The organism is Mycoplasmopsis opalescens ATCC 27921, from assembly GCF_000712185.1.
Taxonomy (GTDB): Bacteria; Bacillota_I; Bacilli_A; order Mycoplasmatales; family Metamycoplasmataceae; genus Mycoplasmopsis; species Mycoplasmopsis opalescens.
Map to the genome: position 1 here is coordinate 164,254 of NZ_KL544019.1, position 18,571 is coordinate 182,824.

16 protein-coding genes are annotated in these 18,571 nt (G+C 29.8%); 7 read left to right on the plus strand and 9 right to left on the minus strand.

The features are described 5' to 3' along the window. Positions 1-28: 28 nt before the first annotated feature. Both T385_RS0102535 and T385_RS0102540 read left to right on the plus strand, forming a co-directional pair. Positions 29-925 carry a Cof-type HAD-IIB family hydrolase gene (locus tag T385_RS0102535; RefSeq protein ID WP_051677972.1) on the plus strand — a complete coding sequence of 299 codons (897 nt, stop codon included), beginning with the start codon at positions 29-31 and terminating at the stop codon, positions 923-925. After that, on the plus strand, positions 918-1,748 hold the full coding sequence (locus T385_RS0102540; RefSeq protein ID WP_029906251.1) for a deoxyribonuclease IV: 831 nt from the start codon (positions 918-920) through the stop codon (positions 1,746-1,748). Before T385_RS0102535 ends, T385_RS0102540 begins: the two co-directional genes overlap by 8 nt. A 53-nt stretch (positions 1,749-1,801) precedes the next feature. Here the strand turns inward: T385_RS0102540 and T385_RS0102545 are convergent, their stop codons facing one another. From T385_RS0102545 to T385_RS0102565, 5 genes are all read right to left on the minus strand, one after another. Further along, entirely contained in the window at positions 1,802-2,506 is a 705-nt protein-coding gene (locus tag T385_RS0102545) for a hypothetical protein (RefSeq protein WP_029906253.1), read from the minus strand. 12 nt (positions 2,507-2,518) lie between these two features. Further along, on the minus strand, positions 2,519-4,351 hold the full coding sequence (locus T385_RS0102550; protein WP_036450781.1) for an APC family permease: 1,833 nt from the start codon (positions 4,349-4,351) through the stop codon (positions 2,519-2,521). Between the two features lie 52 nt (positions 4,352-4,403). After that, positions 4,404-5,336 (minus strand): carbamate kinase, encoded by a 933-nt coding sequence (arcC, locus tag T385_RS0102555; protein WP_029906257.1) that lies wholly within the window; start codon positions 5,334-5,336, stop codon positions 4,404-4,406. 1 nt (position 5,337) lies between these two features. Continuing rightward, positions 5,338-6,381 carry an ornithine carbamoyltransferase gene (gene argF / locus T385_RS0102560; RefSeq protein ID WP_029906259.1) on the minus strand — a complete coding sequence of 348 codons (1,044 nt, stop codon included), beginning with the start codon at positions 6,379-6,381 and terminating at the stop codon, positions 5,338-5,340. A 61-nt stretch (positions 6,382-6,442) separates the two neighbouring features. After that, positions 6,443-7,648: an arginine deiminase gene (locus T385_RS0102565; RefSeq protein WP_029906261.1), complete on the minus strand. Its 1,206-nt coding sequence runs from the start codon at positions 7,646-7,648 to the stop codon at positions 6,443-6,445. 319 nt (positions 7,649-7,967) lie between these two features. Between T385_RS0102565 and T385_RS0102570 the strand changes: the two genes are divergently transcribed. From T385_RS0102570 to T385_RS0102585, 4 genes are read left to right on the plus strand one after another with little or no spacing between them, the layout of a single operon-like run. Continuing rightward, positions 7,968-9,482: a hypothetical protein gene (locus T385_RS0102570; protein ID WP_051677973.1), complete on the plus strand. Its 1,515-nt coding sequence runs from the start codon at positions 7,968-7,970 to the stop codon at positions 9,480-9,482. A 5-nt stretch (positions 9,483-9,487) separates the two neighbouring features. After that, positions 9,488-9,826 (plus strand): hypothetical protein, encoded by a 339-nt coding sequence (locus T385_RS0102575; protein ID WP_029906265.1) that lies wholly within the window; start codon positions 9,488-9,490, stop codon positions 9,824-9,826. Continuing rightward, positions 9,795-11,537, plus strand: a complete 1,743-nt coding sequence (locus T385_RS0102580) for a GIY-YIG nuclease family protein (protein ID WP_051677974.1) — start codon at positions 9,795-9,797, stop codon at positions 11,535-11,537. The genes T385_RS0102575 and T385_RS0102580 overlap by 32 nt, the downstream gene beginning before the upstream one ends. After that, on the plus strand, positions 11,538-12,299 hold the full coding sequence (locus tag T385_RS0102585) for a hypothetical protein (RefSeq protein WP_029906269.1): 762 nt from the start codon (positions 11,538-11,540) through the stop codon (positions 12,297-12,299). 84 nt (positions 12,300-12,383) lie between these two features. Here the strand turns inward: T385_RS0102585 and argS are convergent, their stop codons facing one another. The 4 genes from argS to T385_RS0102605 form a co-directional block, all read right to left on the minus strand. Then, on the minus strand, positions 12,384-14,006 hold the full coding sequence (argS, locus tag T385_RS0102590; RefSeq protein ID WP_029906271.1) for an arginine--tRNA ligase: 1,623 nt from the start codon (positions 14,004-14,006) through the stop codon (positions 12,384-12,386). Between the two features lie 172 nt (positions 14,007-14,178). Beyond that, complete coding sequence (locus T385_RS0102595) at positions 14,179-15,462, minus strand: glucose-6-phosphate isomerase (protein WP_029906273.1); 1,284 nt, start codon at positions 15,460-15,462, stop codon at positions 14,179-14,181. A 12-nt stretch (positions 15,463-15,474) separates the two neighbouring features. Further along, a complete protein-coding gene (locus T385_RS0102600) occupies positions 15,475-16,716 on the minus strand; it encodes a hypothetical protein (protein ID WP_029906275.1) in 1,242 nt (413 codons plus the stop codon). A gap of 8 nt (positions 16,717-16,724) precedes the next feature. After that, positions 16,725-17,054, minus strand: coding sequence for a S1 RNA-binding domain-containing protein (locus T385_RS0102605; protein ID WP_029906278.1), 330 nt, complete (start codon positions 17,052-17,054; stop codon positions 16,725-16,727). A 299-nt stretch (positions 17,055-17,353) separates the two neighbouring features. On the opposite strand from T385_RS0102605, the gene T385_RS03585 reads away from it, so the two are divergent. After that, positions 17,354-18,526: an MAG3090 family protein gene (locus T385_RS03585; protein ID WP_029906279.1), complete on the plus strand. Its 1,173-nt coding sequence runs from the start codon at positions 17,354-17,356 to the stop codon at positions 18,524-18,526. Positions 18,527-18,571: the final 45 nt, after the last annotated feature.

Here is an 18,571-nt window from a genome sequence, read left to right on the forward strand (position 1 = left end):
ATTATTAAATATTTTTTATAATAACGTTATGAGTGAACATAAAGAAGAAGCATGTATATTTTTCGATTTGGATGGCACACTTTTTGATCAGCCATATAATAAAAATCCAATCTCAGAAAAAAACAAAATGGCCATAATGCTAGCTAAAAATCATGCTAATGTTGTTTTTTCAACCGGGAGAATGCATTCTAACCCTAAAGTTTTAAAGTCAATGCATGAATTAGGAATTACAGATATTATAGCTAGTGGAGGCGGAGAAATTTACATTAATAATCAACTATTTTATAGCGAAAACATCAGTAAAATAGATGTTTTGGAAATAGTTAAGTTCGCCAATGAAAACAAAATCTCCTTTACTATTAATGATGTCAATGGTGAATCATATTATTCGCATAATAAGTTTCAATCTTGATTAGCTAAAATGATTATGTCAAAACGTTTTATTAAAATTGGCTTACGTAATCATTTTGATATTACGCACCATAAAAATATAATTAAAATTAGCTTGATTTTTACTTCACCAATTAGATCACTTCATATGTTTAAAAAGCTAAATGAACTTTATAAGGCAAGTTTAAATTTTACTCTTGCAGCTAATGATTATGTGATCGAAATCACCTCAGGAAGCACTTCAAAGGCTTTAGCAACCAAAAAATATTTAGAGTTCAAAGGTATTAAAAAACAAAATTCAATGCATTTTGGCGATTCCATGAGTGATGCGGTATTAAAAGGCTATGTTGGCAAGCTAATTGCGATGGGCAACAGCTCACAAAACTTTAAAGAAGTGGCAGACGAGATAGCTCCGCATTATCGTAAAGGTGGTATTTTTAAATACTTTTTGCAAAATGGTTTTACTTTCGGCAATAATGAAGATAAATTAATAAATTATGAAACAATAGAAATACAAGAGGAAAAAAATGATTAAATTAGGTTCACATGTTGCTTTTAAAGCTCCAAATTATTTAATTGGCTCAATTGAAGAATCATTATCTTATAATGCAAATACTTGTATGATTTTTTTAGGTCCACCACAAAGGGCTTTAAGGGTTAGCACAGAAAAATACCATAAAGATGAATACATGAAAAAATATAGTCACATTATAAATCCAGAAGATATAGTGGTGCATGCACCTTATATTATTAATATGTGCTCAAGCTCAAAAGGTGAAAAAGCGGTTGAATTTTTAATAAGCGAAATTGAAAGAATGAATTTTGTAGGGTTTAAATATTTAGTGTTGCATCCCGGTTCAGCTACCGATTGCAATAGAAAACAAGCTTTGGATAACTTAGTTAATAATCTTTTAATGGTAATTAATAATACAAAGGATGTTGTTATTTGCCTTGAAACCATGGCTGGTAAAGGTAATGAGATGTTTGTGAATATCGAAGAAATGAAATATGTTTTAGCTAAAACTAACCACGAAAGAATTCAAATTTGCCTCGATACTTGCCATCTCCACGATAGCGGAATTGACTTTAATAATTATGAAGAATTCAAACGCATTTTTGATGCAAACAAGCTAACTACAGCTATAAAAGTAATTCACGTTAATGATTCAAAAAACGCTTGTGGTTCGCATAAGGACCGGCATGAAAATATTGGTAAAGGCACAATTAGCGTTGAATCACTACGCAAAGTTATTCTTGATCCTGATTTTGCTAAAGTCATTAAAGTTCTAGAAACGCCTTATATTGATAATAAGGCACCATATAAAGAAGAAATTGCCTTATTGCTTAAAGAAAATTAAGATAAATAAAATATCGACCCGGAGCTCGATATTTTATTTTGTTATTATTATTCTTATTTGTCGTTTTTTTCTTCTTTTGGTTGTAATTTTTCTAATTCAGCTTTAATTTGTGCAGAATATTTGTCGTAAATTCCAGCTTTAGCATTAGTTGCTTCATCTATTTGTTTGTTTCATTTTTCAATTTCAGCTTGGTTGGTTGATTTATCTTTTTCTAGTGCTTCTAATGCTTCTTTAGCTTCATTAATTTTTCCGTCTTGTTCAGCGATTTCAGCAGAAACTTTTTTATGTAAATCAGCTAAATCTTTGTTTTTAGATTCATCTACATTGATTAATGCTACTAAGTCGGTTAAAATTGAGACTTTAATTTCAGCTAATTTCATTAATTCATCAATTAATGCTTTAACTTTGCCAAGATCAGCTTGACCAGCATCATTTTTAAGAGCTTCAAGTCTTTTTGTGTAAGTTAATTTGTCATATTCTAAAGATAATCTTTGAATTAAACGTTCAGCTTTTGCAACTTGAGCATTTTCGGCTTCAAGTTGAGCATTAATATTTTCAACTGCTTTGTTGATTTTTGTTTCATCTTTGCCAGCTGCTTTTAATTCAGCTTCGAGTTTAGTTTTCTCTTGTTCAGTAGCAACTTTGTTTAATAAATCTTCTGGTTTAGCTTCTTCTTCAGCTTTTTTAGCACATGAGAATGCAGTTAATGGCAATGCAAATGTTGAAACTAATAATGTTGATTTTAATATTTTTTTCATAATTAATACCTCTTAGTTAGCAAGTGATGAGATGCCAGCTAATTGTTGTGCCTTTCATTCTTCATATTTTTCTAATGAACCAAATGCTTTTTTATTTTTTCTGTCTTCGATAGCTGTAGGTAAGAATGATAATAAGATGAAGATTACTAAAGTAACAACTAAAGCAACTCTACCAACAATTATGTCTCTTAATACAAGAGAAACATCTTTACCGCCAAATGTTAAAGCTATTTGTTTTACTGTTTCAGTGTTAGCTTGGTTTAGTAATGTTTGTGCTGTACCAGCTTTTAAATCATAAACATCTGATAATAATACATCCACGCTACCTTGTGCAGCATCAACTGCTGTGTAGTGTGAGTCAAAACCGAATAATAAGAATAAGTCGATGATTGGTTGTAATACTGTTACAACTAAAGCAATCATAACAATGATAACTGAGATTCAAGCAGCTGGAACGAAGTATGACTTCTTGTCAGCGATTTGAATTTTGCCAGTTTTTCTGTTAATAATGCCACCTAAAATAGCAAATGCAATGTAAGCAAAAGTAAATAATGCAGTTCAGTTTGCCATTAAGTCAGCGAATGAGTAAAGACGTTGCATTGATCCACCGGCACCTGTAGAAAGAGCTTTTCAGTCTGTAGGTGAGTCATAGAATGCATAGTCAGCGTTAAGTGGTAAGTATGCTAATGCACCGATAACCATGAAAATAATAACAAGAGGAATTGTTAATACTAATGAGTATACAATACCAACTATTGGACGATTAGGATTTAATTTGTTTTTGTATTTGTTTCAGTAAGGTAAGTCACCTAATGCTAATAAATCTTCAACATAACGAGGAGCTCACATTGAGAAACCGTTAATAATACCTAAAACACCAATTGCGATGCATAAGTTCATTAAACCGAACATAATTTGTGCAGCTCTTTTACTGTGGAATAAGCTTGCCATGTAGTCTTGCATTGCGAAGAATGAACCACCGTTAATTGACATTGCAATAGCAATGATTAAGTAAATTACTGTAGTGATTGCTAATCCTAAGAAAATTGCTAATGGAGTTTTTCTAGGTTCCTTCATTTCTGATTGGATTCCAGCAGCAACATAGAATCCATCATAAGCGAAGAAGATAGCTGAAACAGCTAAGAACACACCTAAACCTGCACCAACACCTGCAAATGAGGTAATACCAGTACCAGTTTTAACTAAGTGTGAGAATGATCCTTCTGCTGGTTTTAAAGCAACTGAAACATTGTCTGTTCCACCGTGTCCAGTAATAGCTAAAACAATACCGATAACTGGAACGAAAATTAAAGGTAAGAATTTAACAGCAAGAACGATTTTGTTTTGTGCGTCCCCGACTTTTGATCAAATAGCAGGAACTGTTAAGAAGTAAACTGACATGATTAATGCAATAACTAATCAAATAATTCAGTCGTGTGAAGTACCAAAATTAGCATCTCTGCCTAATAAACCTGTAAATCCATCTTGTAATGAAAGAATTACATATAAAGGCATAAAGAAGTAAGTAAATGGTAAATAAATGTACGTCATGAAGTTTTTTGATGATAGGTATAATTTTCTACCACAAAAGACTTTTGTTCATCCTAGTAAAGACAAGTTGTCATTTCTTACAGATGAAATTTCAATCAAGGCAAGCGCCATAGCGATAACTGCAAGCGAAGCAATTATTCAGCAAAATGCTGCAAGAATAATTGATGAATGCGAGTTCGATAAAACACCACCTGATTTAAAGAAGATACCAGCACCAATTGATCCACCGATAACGATTAATAGGGCGCTAAAAAAGGAAATCTTCTTATTATCTTTGGTTTCTACTTCGTTCATAATATTTCCTTAATTAATTAAAGTTTAAATTATTTTTGGTTAGATATAAAAATTAGTTAATAATTTTTGTACCACTTGTGCCTTGAATTGCTTCATCAACTTTTTCAAGTGAAGCAATAATAGCCACATTATCTTTATTTTCTTTTACGAAAGCAATTGCTGCCTTAACCTTAGGTAACATGCTTCCTGGGGCGAATTGGTTTTCTTCAATATATTTTTCCAATTCAGCGATTGTAACTGTTTTAAGATCTTTTTGATCTGGTTTGTTGTAGTTGATACTTACATAGTCAACAGCGGTTAAAATAACAAAGGTGTTAGCATTAACTTTTGAAGCTAATTTGCTTAATGCAAAGTCTTTATCGATAACTCCATCAACACCTTCAAAGAATCCTTCTTCATTAATAATGGTTGGAATTCCGCCGCCGCCACCAACAATTACAATACCACCATCATCGTAAGTTTTCTTAATTGTGTTCATACCAATAAAGTCAATTGGCAATGGAGAAGGCACAACTTTTCTAAATCCTCTTCCTGCATCTTCAACAATGGTAGAGTTTGGATTAGCAGCTTCTGCTTCAGCTCTTGATGGGTAGAATGGTCCAACAGGTTTAGTTGGATTAGCAAAAGCTTTATCTTTAACGTCAACAATGGTTTGTGTTAAAAAGTATGTAACATCTTTTTTAACATTAACTTTCTTTAATTCATTTGTGATTGAAGTTAACATATGGTAACCAATGTAACCTTGTGACATTCCGCCAGCTTCAGCAAATGGAATTAAAGGAGTTTTTTCATTAACTTTCTTTGCATCAGCAAAAGCATTGAAAATCATACCAACTTGTGGTCCATTTCCGTGGCCCACAAGCACTGAGTGGCCTTCTTTAACTAATGCAGCAATTTTTTGTGCAGGAACTTTAACAAGTTCCTTTTGCTCTGTTGGATTATTTCCAAGAGCATTTCCGCCTAATGCAATAACAATTTTTTTCATTTTAGTATCCTAATGTAGCTAAAATAACAGCTTTAATTGTGTGCATACGGTTTCCAGCTTGTTGAATTGATTTGTTGTATTTTGATTGGAATACTTCATCAGTAACTTCCATAGCACCTGTTGCAACAACTGGGTATTTTTTTCCAAGTTTTTCTTTAATTTCAGCAGAAAATAAAGTGTGGTCATCATGGAATGCTGGTAAGCAGTGTAAGAAAATAACATCTTCTTTAGCGGCTTTAATCATCGCCATGTCTACTTGGAATGCTCCTAATTCTTGAATTCTTGATTCAAATAATGAAAAGTCTTCCCCTAATGATACTCATACGTCGGTGTAAATAGCATCAGCACCTTTAGCGGCTTCAATTTTGTTGTCTGAGAATGAAACTGATCCACCATTAAGTGCAAATAATTTTTGGCAAGCTTCATAAACAGCTTTGTGGTTTTCACCATTTTTAACAATATCTCATTGAGCTTTTGGTCCGCATAAAACAATGTGAACACCAAAGAATGCAGCTCCAATCAACAATGAACGGGCAACGTTATTTTTAATATCGCCAGCAAAAACTAGTTTTTTACCTTTTAAGTCGCCTTTAAATTCTTTCATTGTCATGTAGTCAGCAAACATTTGTGTTGGGTGTTCAGCGTCAGTTAAACCATTTCAAACTGGTACTCCTGAATATTTAACTAAAGCATCAACATCGCTTTGTTTGAAACCTCTAAATTCAATACCATCATACATTTCACCTAAAACCATCGCTGTATCTTCGATTGATTCTTTTTTACCGAAGTTTGATCCTGCAGGTCCGATGTATGTGCAACTTGCACCTAAATCAGCAGCTGCTACTTCAAAAGCGCAACGTGTTCTAGTTGAATCTTTTTGGAATAGAATTACAATGTTTTTACCAACAAGTGGTCTATTATTTGTGTGAAGTCCTTGAAGTTTTGATTTCTTTAAATCAATTGATAAATCTAACACATAGTTAACTTGGTCAGTTGTAAGATTTAAAGCTGAATCTAAACTTCTTCCTTTGAGATTAATTGGCATATTTCCTCCTTTGACTAAAAACCTTGTACTATAGGGTTTTTAGTCGATAAATGTGAATAAATTATTTTAGATCTTCTCTAATTAATGGCATTGACATGCATCTTGCACTACCCATACCTAATGATAATTGGTTACCTTCAAATGATAATACTTTAACACCAGCTGCTTTAAGAGCTTGTTCAGTTTTAACATTTCTTGAGTATCCAACAACAACGCCAGGCGCAATTGTAAGATAGTTAGTACCATCAAAGTGAGTTTCAATATCAATATCTAATTGTGATGCGTTTTCACCAGCAATTGGAATTAAGATTGGTTTTTCACCGATAATTTTTTCAAGGATTTGTGATAACGATCCTTCAATTTCTTTTCATGCTAATGAAGCATCTTTAAGGTCAATTTCTCAAACCTTAAGAACTGATAACATGTTTGGTGAGTATAAGAATTTATTTCTATCAACCATTGTCAATCATGTATCTAAGTGCATTAAGTTTGGCATTGGAGGAACGTTGATTGCAAAGATTTTTTCAAATTTACAGTTTTTGTCGGCTTGAATTTTCTTAGCCATAATTTTAATAGCATCTTTGTCAGTTCTTTCACTAACTCCAATAACTAAAGTTTTTGTGTTGTAAATGAATACGTCTCCACCTTCGATACGTCCTTGATCCTTGTTATCGAATCATCTTGGTACTGTGTTGTAGTCTTTGTGGTTGTCGAAAACAAATTGTGCGAAAATTGTTTCCCTTTGTCTTGTAACATATTTCATGTGGTGTAATGAAATACCGGTTCCTACAGATGCGAATGGGTCACGTGTAAAGTACAAGTTAGGCATAGGGTCAACAACTAATGGACGGTTTACATTAAGAGGTAATTCTTCTTTTGAAATACCGGCCATCATTGTTCTAACCATTTTTTTAGGTTCTTTAGCAAGTGAGTATATGTATTTTTCAACTTCTACTCTTACATTGCTTTCTAATTTTGGTTCACATTCATCTAATCATTTGGTTACGAATGCTTTTCTAGTTGCTTCATCAACTTGGTTTCATGTTTGAACAACTAGTTCGTCTAATTGAATAACTTTAATACCATTATCTTCTAAGATTTTGATAAAAGCTTTGTGTTCAGCAATAGCGTGGTTTGGTTCTAAAATTGCTGAGAATAATAACTCGTCAAGACGCGCAGGTGCTACCCGCCTAATTTCGTCTCCTGGGGTGTGAACTAGAACTTCTTTAAGAGTTCCAATTTCACTATATACATTAATTTTGCTCATTTTCTTTCCTTCTTCACAAGATATTAATTTGACACAATCGATAGACGGTTTGTGCCTTTTTAATTATATAACTTTAAAAAATAAGAAATATTTTTCATAAATATTATTTATTTTAAAAATAAGAAAAAAAATTGTTTTTCAAGCTCAAAAACACTCGAAACAGAAACTTTTTTTATTTTTTTTCGCAGGATGGACATAAGTTATGAATTTGTGAAATAAAAAATTGTTTTTCATTTTGATTTTTAAACATTCAGAATCATTTTTTGTTTTGATCTTTTATATCTAAATTTTTTAAATAAAATTGTTTTATAATATTATTATGAAAAATCAACCATATAAGCCAAAATACAAACTCAATATTAAGAATATCGAAGTCAAAAAAGAAAATGATTTAATACCACATATGAATATGAATATAGGGTTAGAGATTTTGAAAACCTTAGCATTAATTATTGCTACTGCAATTTTTGTAATTTTTCATTTCGTTAAAAATCAAGAAGGAAAATCAAGCGAAATAATTAGAAAAATTTATTACTATTCAATTGGTTTATCATTTGGTGATACGATTATTTTTATCATTATTGGCTCTTATATTTCGCTTTTTATTAGCTGAATTTTATATTCTTATCGCAAATATTTTTTTAGATGGTTTTATCGCTTCGCGAAGGTTGATTTTTGACTTGTTAGAAAAAGAATATTAACTACATTGTGGTTTATTTTATTGTGAGCTGCGTTGGTTTATCACCATATTTTGCTTTCGGCTCGCGTTAATAACTATTGATATTATACGCAGGAAGATGTAAAAAATATCTTTGTTAAAGGCTGATATGCTTCATTTACAAAAAATTATGAAGTTAATGATCCCAAAAATTGATATCCAAATACTACTAATAATATTGGCGTTTTCTTTGATACTTTGTTTAATTTGCCCTACGCCATAACTTTTAGTCCATATGTTTCGTTAATCTTTGTGCTTATCAGCTTTTTAATTATTTCCATATACTTTTTCACTATTAATCCATTTGCTTTTTTTAAAAATTTAAAACTAAGAAAAATGAATATTTTACAAGTTGAACATTATCTTAAAAAGACAAGCAGTATTTTTTACTACACGGAAGAATCCAAAAGATTATTTGAATTTTATAAATTAGCTGCAAGAGTTTTAAAAATTGATATCACAAAAGTGAGTTACAAAACATTGGTTAAAGAAATTAATGGCAGTTTAGATGCTTTAGTGCAAAATGAACAAACTGCAAAATTCTTTTTAAGTAAGAAATATAATAAAAATGAAATTACCCAAAAACGTGCTTCTACAGATGTTTTGGAAACAAAAGAATTAAATGAAATTGATTTAAGTACTCAGAGCGAAACGCAATATCATGATGTTAATTACGACCCCACTTCAGAAGTATCAATCACTAATGAAAGCGATAATCAAAAATCTCAAACAGACCAACCTCATGTAGATTTAGCTCAAACTAAAGAAATAGAAAATTTACAAGAACCAATAAAAATTGTTGAAAACGAAGCAGTAATCCCGACACCAGTTCAAAACCCGGAAGTGAATGATAAAATTTCTACAAGCAATAACGAAATGCCAAATAAAGGCGTAGAAGTTATTAAAGAATCAATGAAAGAAGAAAATACAACTGAATCAGAAAAAGAGAAAATACAAAATATTAAAAATGACGAAAATGACTTCTCTATAGAAGATTTGGAAACAAAAGAATTTATTCATTCCCAAGAATATGATTTAAAAAATGAAGAAAATACAATTGAAAATGATTTAGGTGATGATGATTGAATCTCGCCTATTTTAGGGGATAGAAAGTAGGATAAATGCAGGATTATATTAATTTTGATGAATTTAGTTCCATAATAGAAAAAAACTATGACCACAATATATTAATTATTGCATTATTTTCAACTTATAAAGGGGCTTCTGTTTCGCAAATGTATAGTAACATGATGAAAAAGCATGAAAGCAATAGCCAACTTCTTTTTTTTAAAGTTTTTATTGAAGAGCATGAAAAAAATACAGTTTATGAGCACCCAAAATTCAGCACATTTTTGTTTCCTACAATATTTTTCATTAAATATGGTACCCCTATTAAAAAAATAATCGAATATTATCCAGATGAAATCTATGAAAACTGAATTGAACAATACACTAACTAACAATATAAACTTCAAGGAAAAATTAGATAATTTGCCACATACACCGGGTGTTTATCTATGAAAGAATAAAGCTAATGAAGTTATTTATATCGGAAAGGCTAAAAACCTTTTTAACAGAATGAGACAATACTTCCAAGGGCGCTCAAATAGCTATAAAACAGGCAAATTAGTCGAAAACATTTATGATTTCGATATTTATTTATGTCGTAACGATAAAGAAGCATATCTCTTAGAAAAACAACTAATAGAAAAATTTAACCCAGAATACAATATTTTATTGCTTGATGATAAAAAATACCCATATATCAAAATTGAATTATTCAATAATAAGCTGTCAATAACTTTAACTCGTAAGGTATCAAAAAGCAACGGCGATAAAATTACATATTATGGACCTTTTGCACATGGCTTTGGAGCCAAAACAATTTTAAAATTATTAGAAAGAGAAGCTTATTATGAAAATGGATTTAAAATTGTTAATAATAGTTCTGCTTTTTGGCTAAAACAATATGAAAAAATCAAAAAAATATTGCGTTTCGACGATGCGTTATTAGCTAATTTTGAGAAAAAAATGTTTCTTGCTAGTGAAAACTTAAATTTTGAAATTGCATTAGAGTATAAAAACGTGTTAGCTTTTGTAAAAAAAATGCAAGAGAGCCAAGTTGTGGAACTCCAAAACTACAGTAACACAGATGTTTTAGCATATAAAACTATTGATAATATCATTTATATAACTATGCTTTTTTACCGTAACGGGCATCTAATTAATAGAATTAATGAGCATGTAGAATTAATTTTGGATGAAAGGCAAAGTTTAGAATTATTTCTCACTCAATTTTATGTAAATAGACCTCAACCGGATAATTTCATCATGAATGACATATCGTTAGAGTTTAATATTTTCAATGCTGAAACAAAAATAATAGATGCAGCCAAGGGTAAATACAAAAAAATCTTGGACTTAGCCAATCAAAATTTAGATTATTTTATTAATGCGTCAAAAACACAAAGTAATAACAAACTTCAAATAGGTTATGAGAACTGTGAAAATTTAGCTAAATTAATTTCTATCGAAAAAGCCTATAGAATAGCTATTTTAGATAATTCTAATCAAAATAATACTAATGTTGTTGGCGTTGCATGTATTTTTGAAAATGGCTTACCTTCAAAAAATAAATATCGAAAATACAACCATAATGATCAATTAATAATGGGTGATTATGCTTCAATGAAACTCACAGCTCATAAATATTTTACAAGTGAACATACTGATAAAAATCTTGATTTAATTATTGCAGACGGAAGCATTATCCAAATTCATGCAATCAAGGATGTTTTAGCAAGATTAAATATAAAAATACCTGTTGTCGGCTTAGTTAAAGATTTTAATCACAAAACAAGAACCTTATTAGATTTAAATGAAAAGGAAGTATTCAATATTCCAAAAAATATATGAAATTTTTTAACTTTTATGCAAGTGGAGGTTGACCGTTTTGCTAAGGTTTACCACCGCAAACGCAATAAAATTTCCTCATTAGAAGGTAAACTATTAAGCATTAAGGGTCTTGGTAAAAAGATGGAACTTAAACTGCTAAACAAATTTATTAGTTATAATAATATATATAATGCTTCGCTTGAAGAGCTAATGGGAGTCGTTCCTGAAAAAATAGCTCTAAAAATTTTTAACAAAGAGTTTTTAAAGGAGGAATAGATGGAAGCTACTAATGAAGTACAAGATTTATCCTTTATAAATAATTTACCAACTATTTTTATAACATTAATACCCTTTTCACCATTTATTGCAATGATTTGCGTTTTAGTTTTCTCAACTAAGAAATATCGCTACTTTCTACATAATGATTTAGTTAATGAAACAGTCCAAAAAAACAGAGCAAAGCTAGTTTATGCTTTTATGGGAATTGGTGCAATCACCAGTCTTTTGTATATTGCATTCTTATTGATTTGACATTTTGCCTTTGATAACACACAATTTTATCAAGTATACTTTTTTAGCTCTGTAATTGGTTTTGATATTTTCTGCGCTTTCTATGTTATAGGGTTAATTGCTATGGTTATCCAATTTTCAAAAACGAAAATAACTCATACATATGACTATGCAAAAATTGAAGAATATTATAATAAGCATCATTTCACATTCTCTACCGGGGGGCTCAATTTATGAGTTAGAAACGCATGAACTGGCGAAGTTGAACAAGAAGATAGGAATCCAATTGAATATTGAAAAAAATCTAAAGATAGCAAAACATTCTGGTTCGGTGCAAGCAAAAATAAAAACTTTTTTATTATTAATTTAATTTTATGTAATACTGACCGTTTCTCATTTCCTTATGAGTATTCACAAGAAAATAAAATTAGTGCGGTTGCATCCTTAGTATTGAACCAAATGGTCGAGGATAAACTTTTTGATAATTTCTTTGATGCATTATCATATTTTAAAAAACATTTTTACTAGCTTTTTTTGTTTTGATTTTGCTCCAGCTACAGTACTTTTGGTAAAAAAACAACCTTGTTAAAAAGGTTGTTTTTTTGTTTAGAATTACATTTTATGTGGAATTGAAATTCCTAATAATCTTAAGCAGTTTTCTAAAATAATATTAGATGCTTTAACTAAAGCCAATGAAGAATTTTCTTTGGCTGAACCAATAATTTTTTCACTATTTGTATATCATGAGTTAAATTCTTTTGCTAATTTAATTGCATATTGAGTTAATAAGGATGTAACAAATTTTTCTGAAGATTTTTTAATAATTTGTGGGAATTCACTTAAGGTTGCAACTAATGATGAATGTTTTTCATCTAATTCAGTAGCAACTAAATCTTTATTTAAAACACCAGCTTTTTCAAGTAATGAATATGCACGTGCATTAGCATATTGAATTAAAATAACTGGGTTATCATTTGATTTATTATTAGCTAAATCAATATCAAAATCAATTTTTGAGTTGTAATTTCTATCTAAAAGGAAGAAACGGACGCTATCTACACCTACTAAGTCGATAAATTCTCTTAAGAAGAAGCTTGTTCCCTTTCTCTTAGACATTTTGTATTCTTGGCCGCCTTTAACTAATCTTACTAATTGCATGCAAAGCACAACTAAATTGTCGGGATTATGTCCTAGGTCTTCCATTGCACATTTCATTCTCTTGATGTAACTTAAGTGATCAGCTCCTCAAACATTTAGAATAATGGTGTCTTTTGGATTAGTTAAGAATTTAATATTGTGGTAAGCAACGTCAGGCGCAAAGTAAGTTAAGGAATTATCACTTTTAATTAAAACTCTATCCTTATCATCACCATGAACTGTGGTTTTAAGTCAAACAGCACCATCTTTTTTGTATGTATTTTCTAGTTTGTCTAAAGTATCATAGATAATTTTTCTATCGTTTTCATAAAGTGATTTTTCACTGTAATATGTTTCAATTTCAATTCCTAGTTTTTTTAGATCTACTTTAACTTGGTCTAAGAATAATTTAACTCCTCTTATTTTGAAGTATTCTAGAACTTCACCCTCTAATGTTAAATTTTTATATTTATCACCAACTTCGTCATAAATAACTCCAGCAGCTCATAAAATATCTTCTCCACGATATGAATCTTCAGGCATTGGGAATGATTTATCGAATTTTTGTTGGTAACGTGCAAATAAACTTTCGGCTAAAATATTAATTTGATTACCAGCATCATTTACATAGTATTCACGTTTAACATTAAAACCCGCGAATTCGCAAATATTATTAACAGCTGAACCAATAACAGCATTACGAGCATGTCCGACATGTAAGAAACCTGTTGGGTTTGCACTAACTCACTCTATGTGTAAGTTTTTAGTTTTTGGTAATCTTCCGTAGTCAGAGCCTTTTTTAAGAATTTCATTAACTTCTAAGTTTAAAGAATCGTTTGATAGAAAAATATTAAGAAATCCTGGTTTTGCAATTTCTATTTTGTTAATTTTTAAGTCCGCAAAATGAGGTGTTAATTTTTCAACGATTTGTTCGGCTGTTGCTATTGGATCTTTGCCCTTATTTCCCATCGCCAAGTTAGTTACTAAATCAGCATTGTTTTTTGGTTCAATTAAAGTCGCCTCTCTACTCAACTCTAATTCTGTTGCTATTAATTTTAATTGAGTAAGTATTTTTGTTTTGATATCACTTATATTCATAATATCTTAATTATATATTAAATTTATTTTTTGATAAACATATAAGAGAATATAAGCGGTTATGTTGTTATTTTTGGAGTAATAAGAAAGCTAACTTTATAAACATTGTTTCGACTTTTTTCGCTGTGTCACAGTAGAATTTAAAAATCAGTAATTGTTACTGATATTTAAATTATTTTCTTTCATTAAGAAGTTTTTGCATACTATCTTTATAAACTTCAACACCTGGTTGATTAAAAGGATTAACTTCAAGTAAGTATGCGCTAATGACAACTGATCTCATGAAAAATTGAAATAAATAACCTAGAGTATGCGGAGTAAAATCATCAATATTTATAATTATGTTAGGAATATTTGAAACAACCGTTTTAGATTCTTTTTCAAGATCAAATGATAAATCATTAGTTGGGTGACTGTACTTTCCATCTAAGTATCTATATTGTGGTAAGTTATTATTATTTGTTGCCAAAACACCTGTAGCATCACTGTTTTGGCAACAAATTAAAGTTTTAAATACAATCGTACTTGCACTATTTAATGCTTTTTTACTTATGTGTAAATCACTAGAGAACATGGCAGAAATTGGTATTAAAGCATGTTCTGTTTTAGCTTCGCTTTCTGAAAAAAGTTGCTTTCACCATTCAATAAAATCTTTTAATCTTACATCACAACTATTCATCATTTCAAATTGATAATTAATACTGTGGATATATCTAGCAACTGCATACTGATAGCAATAATTTGTCATTAAATCTTCATTATCAGCATCTAAATTAGCCTCTTTTGCGCCTTCGATCATATCTTTAATATTGATGCCAGAACATAATAAAGGTAATAATCCTGCAGGTGAAAAAATACTAAATCTAGTTATTACATCATCGGGAATCAAGAAAATTTGATAGCCTTTATCCTTAGTTAATTTGAATAAAGCTCCCTGATCCTTTTGTGTTGTTACTGCAATAAATTCTTTTGCTTCAACTGTCCCATATTTTTTTTCAATCAAGTGCCTAAATTCACGAAAAGTGATGGCCGTTTCTAATGAAGAACCAGATTTTGAAATTACATTAATTGCAAATTTTCTGTCTTCCGCATACTTTAGGGCTGTAGCCAAGGCTTCTGAGCTTACTACATCGCCTGTGAACATTAATTCAATTTTTGCATCTTTTTTATTATTAAAAATAAACTCATAACCAGCTTTTGCACCTAAATATGATCCATCAGCACCAATAACTACTAATAAGTCAACTTTTTGCGCTAATCATTTTGCATAAGTTGCTTTAATTTGGCCAAATGTTTCTGTAGATAAATTTGGTAAATCTAATCAGGCTAATCAATCGGATTCATCAACTGTTCTAGTTTTTAATCTTTGATGAATTCTTTTTACTGGCTCATTAAATTTAGCTATTCGAGTTAAATCAATTTTTGATTTGCTTAAATCTACGTTAATTTTAGACACATTATTCCTTTCTTAATCATAAGGATTAATACCATTAATATAACATTCATAAATGGTCGACCAATATAAAACACAAATTAGAGCTCCTAGTGATAACTCATTTGGAACATTAACTTCTAAGTGTAAAATTGTTGCCCCAGCCACATTAACAAGAGTATTTAAAATTCCTTGATTCATTTTTCTTTTAATATTTGATAATCTGCCTTGGTCACTTGTTGGGACACCATCATCATTATAAACATCAGGTGAAATACGGTAATCGAAGTGTTCATCATGACTATCAAAGGTTCAAGCAAAATATTTTTTAGAATCTTGTAAAAGCGTCTGTCCATATGTTTCGATTTCGCGTGTGAAATTAATATCAATAGAAAAATTCTTAAATTTTTGCATGAATAATTCATTTTGCAATTGCGCATGCATAAATGAAATCCCTTCAAGAGAATTAGCTAATGAAACAACAAAACATTTATCTGTTTTTTTTCTTAAAAATGAAGATATATAGGCAATTTGGTAAATAATATTTTTATCAACTTTGTTTAATAACCATTCTTGTGATGCTGAAAAATATCCATCATGAATTTGGGATATATCTGCTCCTTTTAATAATAAAAGAAGCATATTATTTTCAGCAAAAAATGAAAATCTTTCATGCAAAATACTTGGAATTATCATGCAATTTTCCAGGGTTAAAGAAGCAAATTCAAATTGATTTTCTACAGCAACATTAGAAACTAAGAAAATTTTATTCAAAGCATTGTAGTAGCCTAATTTTCGCTGCATAATATTCAAAATATTTTTGAAATAATTCATTATCCAATCTGAAAATTCAGTTAATGAAGCAATCAAAATTTTAGTATTTTTATAGAGCAAAAGATCTATTATTTTTTCATGTTTTTTTAAAATATACTCAGGTGATAAATCACAATTAATAAAGTGAAATTGAATCTTATTTTCAGCTAGAACATCATCACTAAAAAGTATCTTTTCTGCAGCTAAGTAATTACTAATAAGTCTGTCTGAGGCCAAAATTAGTAAATCTGTGGTGTTATCACTAACTATCTTTTGTGCAAACTCATTTATTTCTTTTACGTTCTCATTACTGAAATTTAAAGCTAATTCATGAAAGCTAAAATGTTCAAAACCATTGACTGCTTTACGGTTTATATTATTAACTAGTTCTAAACAATTATTGATAATAATTTCATTTGAAAAATCAGGATAATAATTGTATGACTTAAATTTAATTCTTTTCATTATTTTCTCTATTCCATAAGCTCTTTATCTATTTTACTTTTTAAAGTTTTAAATCCATACTTAGTTTCTTTTAATTCTTCATTGAATGGAGCTTTAGCAAACAATGGATGATTAGCTTTAAAATTTCCCACACCACTTTTGGTTTCGTTATCGATTTCATCAACGATAAAATTAATAAAATCTCCTTTTTTAAAAATTGATTCTAACACTGTTTTGCTTTTGTCCGTTACATTTGTTTTAGGGATAAAAAATGTAAATCCTTTTGTAGTGGAAATAAATAACCCATTCCAGCCTACTTTAGTTATTTTTCCAAATAATACATCACCTTTTTTATTCATTTTGCTCCTTATTATTATTTTATATTTTTATATATTTTTTTTAGCAATTGCAAGAAATATTTATAGTTGCAAAAGACAAAATTAGAAATGTAAAAATAAATTTTAATATAAATTTTACTAAAAATGCCTGTCTACAGGTATTTGATAAACATTTTAAAATGTTGTTTTTTTAGATTTAGATATGGTTCATAAAATAATTTTTAATTATTTTTAGATTTACTTAATATAAAATTTACTTAATATAAAATATTTATTTTTATAAATTATAATATAATACAAGAACTAAAAAAAGAGGTATTATGAAAAGATTAAATTTAACATATGAAAAAGCAAAAGATAAAAAATATCCTTGATTACTTAAGCATCCTAAAATTAAGTCAGGACTAGCTAAATTCAAAACACGTGAAGATGCGATTAACTGATACTTAACCCTTGATTTTGAAACAGCTATATGATTCCAAGCTCCAAATAAAATTTTCGGTGGTCAATTAACAACAGATAAAGATGAAAAAAATGTTTGACGTTACTATGTAAAAACTAAAGGTTTTGATGGCGGAGATACATATACAGAAACTTGTGAACAATGATTCATTGATCCTGCAACAGCTCTTCGTAAAAAAGGAGCTTCAAAAACTGAAGGTTTTGATTATGTAGAATTACATGATCCGCAAACTTATTTCCCAGCAGAATTAGAAGTTGTTAAAAAAGAAGTATCTAAGGTAGATTTAGTTGATATTGAAGAAATTAAAAAATCAATTAACGAACGTGTAGCGAGCTTCAATAGAGAAGACATCAAAGACAAAAACTTACTTGCTCAAGTTAATGAATTAATTGATGCAATTACTAAAGAAGGTATTAAAGACGACAACATCGATACTATCGTTGAAAAAATGCAAGAAATTGATCAAAAAATGGTTACTGAACCTGCACCTTTAGAAGGATTTGTTGTACCTTGTGCTAAACCATATGCATTTAACCACGCGAACTGCGTTTACGCAGACAAATGTTTATTCCAAGGTGGAAAAATTATTACTGAAAAAATAGAGGTTCCTGTTGTTGAAAAAGTCGATGTTATTGAAGTTGTAAAAGCCGAAGAACCAGTAGTTGCTCCGTTAGAAAGCTCTGATCAAAAAGCAACTAAACCATATGTATACAACCACGCCAACTGTGTGAATGCTGATAAATGTTTATATGATGGTAGTCAAAATATTTCTGAACAAGAAAGCAAAGCAGAAGTAATGCAAAAAGACGATCTTGAATCATTAATGCAAATCAGTGTTAATGAAAATGCAAAAGAATCTGCTTTAGCAGCGGACGAAACTGAAACTGATTCAAACGTTATTGCTAAAAAACCAAGCGAAGCTTGACTAACCGTAATTAATGTGATTTTATTCTTAATCTTAATTGGATTAATTGTAATTATCATTTTAGCTGCACTTCAATTAGGTGGAATTGGAACATACTTTAAATAATAAAAAATAACCTGCTCAATTTAAGTGGGTTCTTTTTTGAAAATA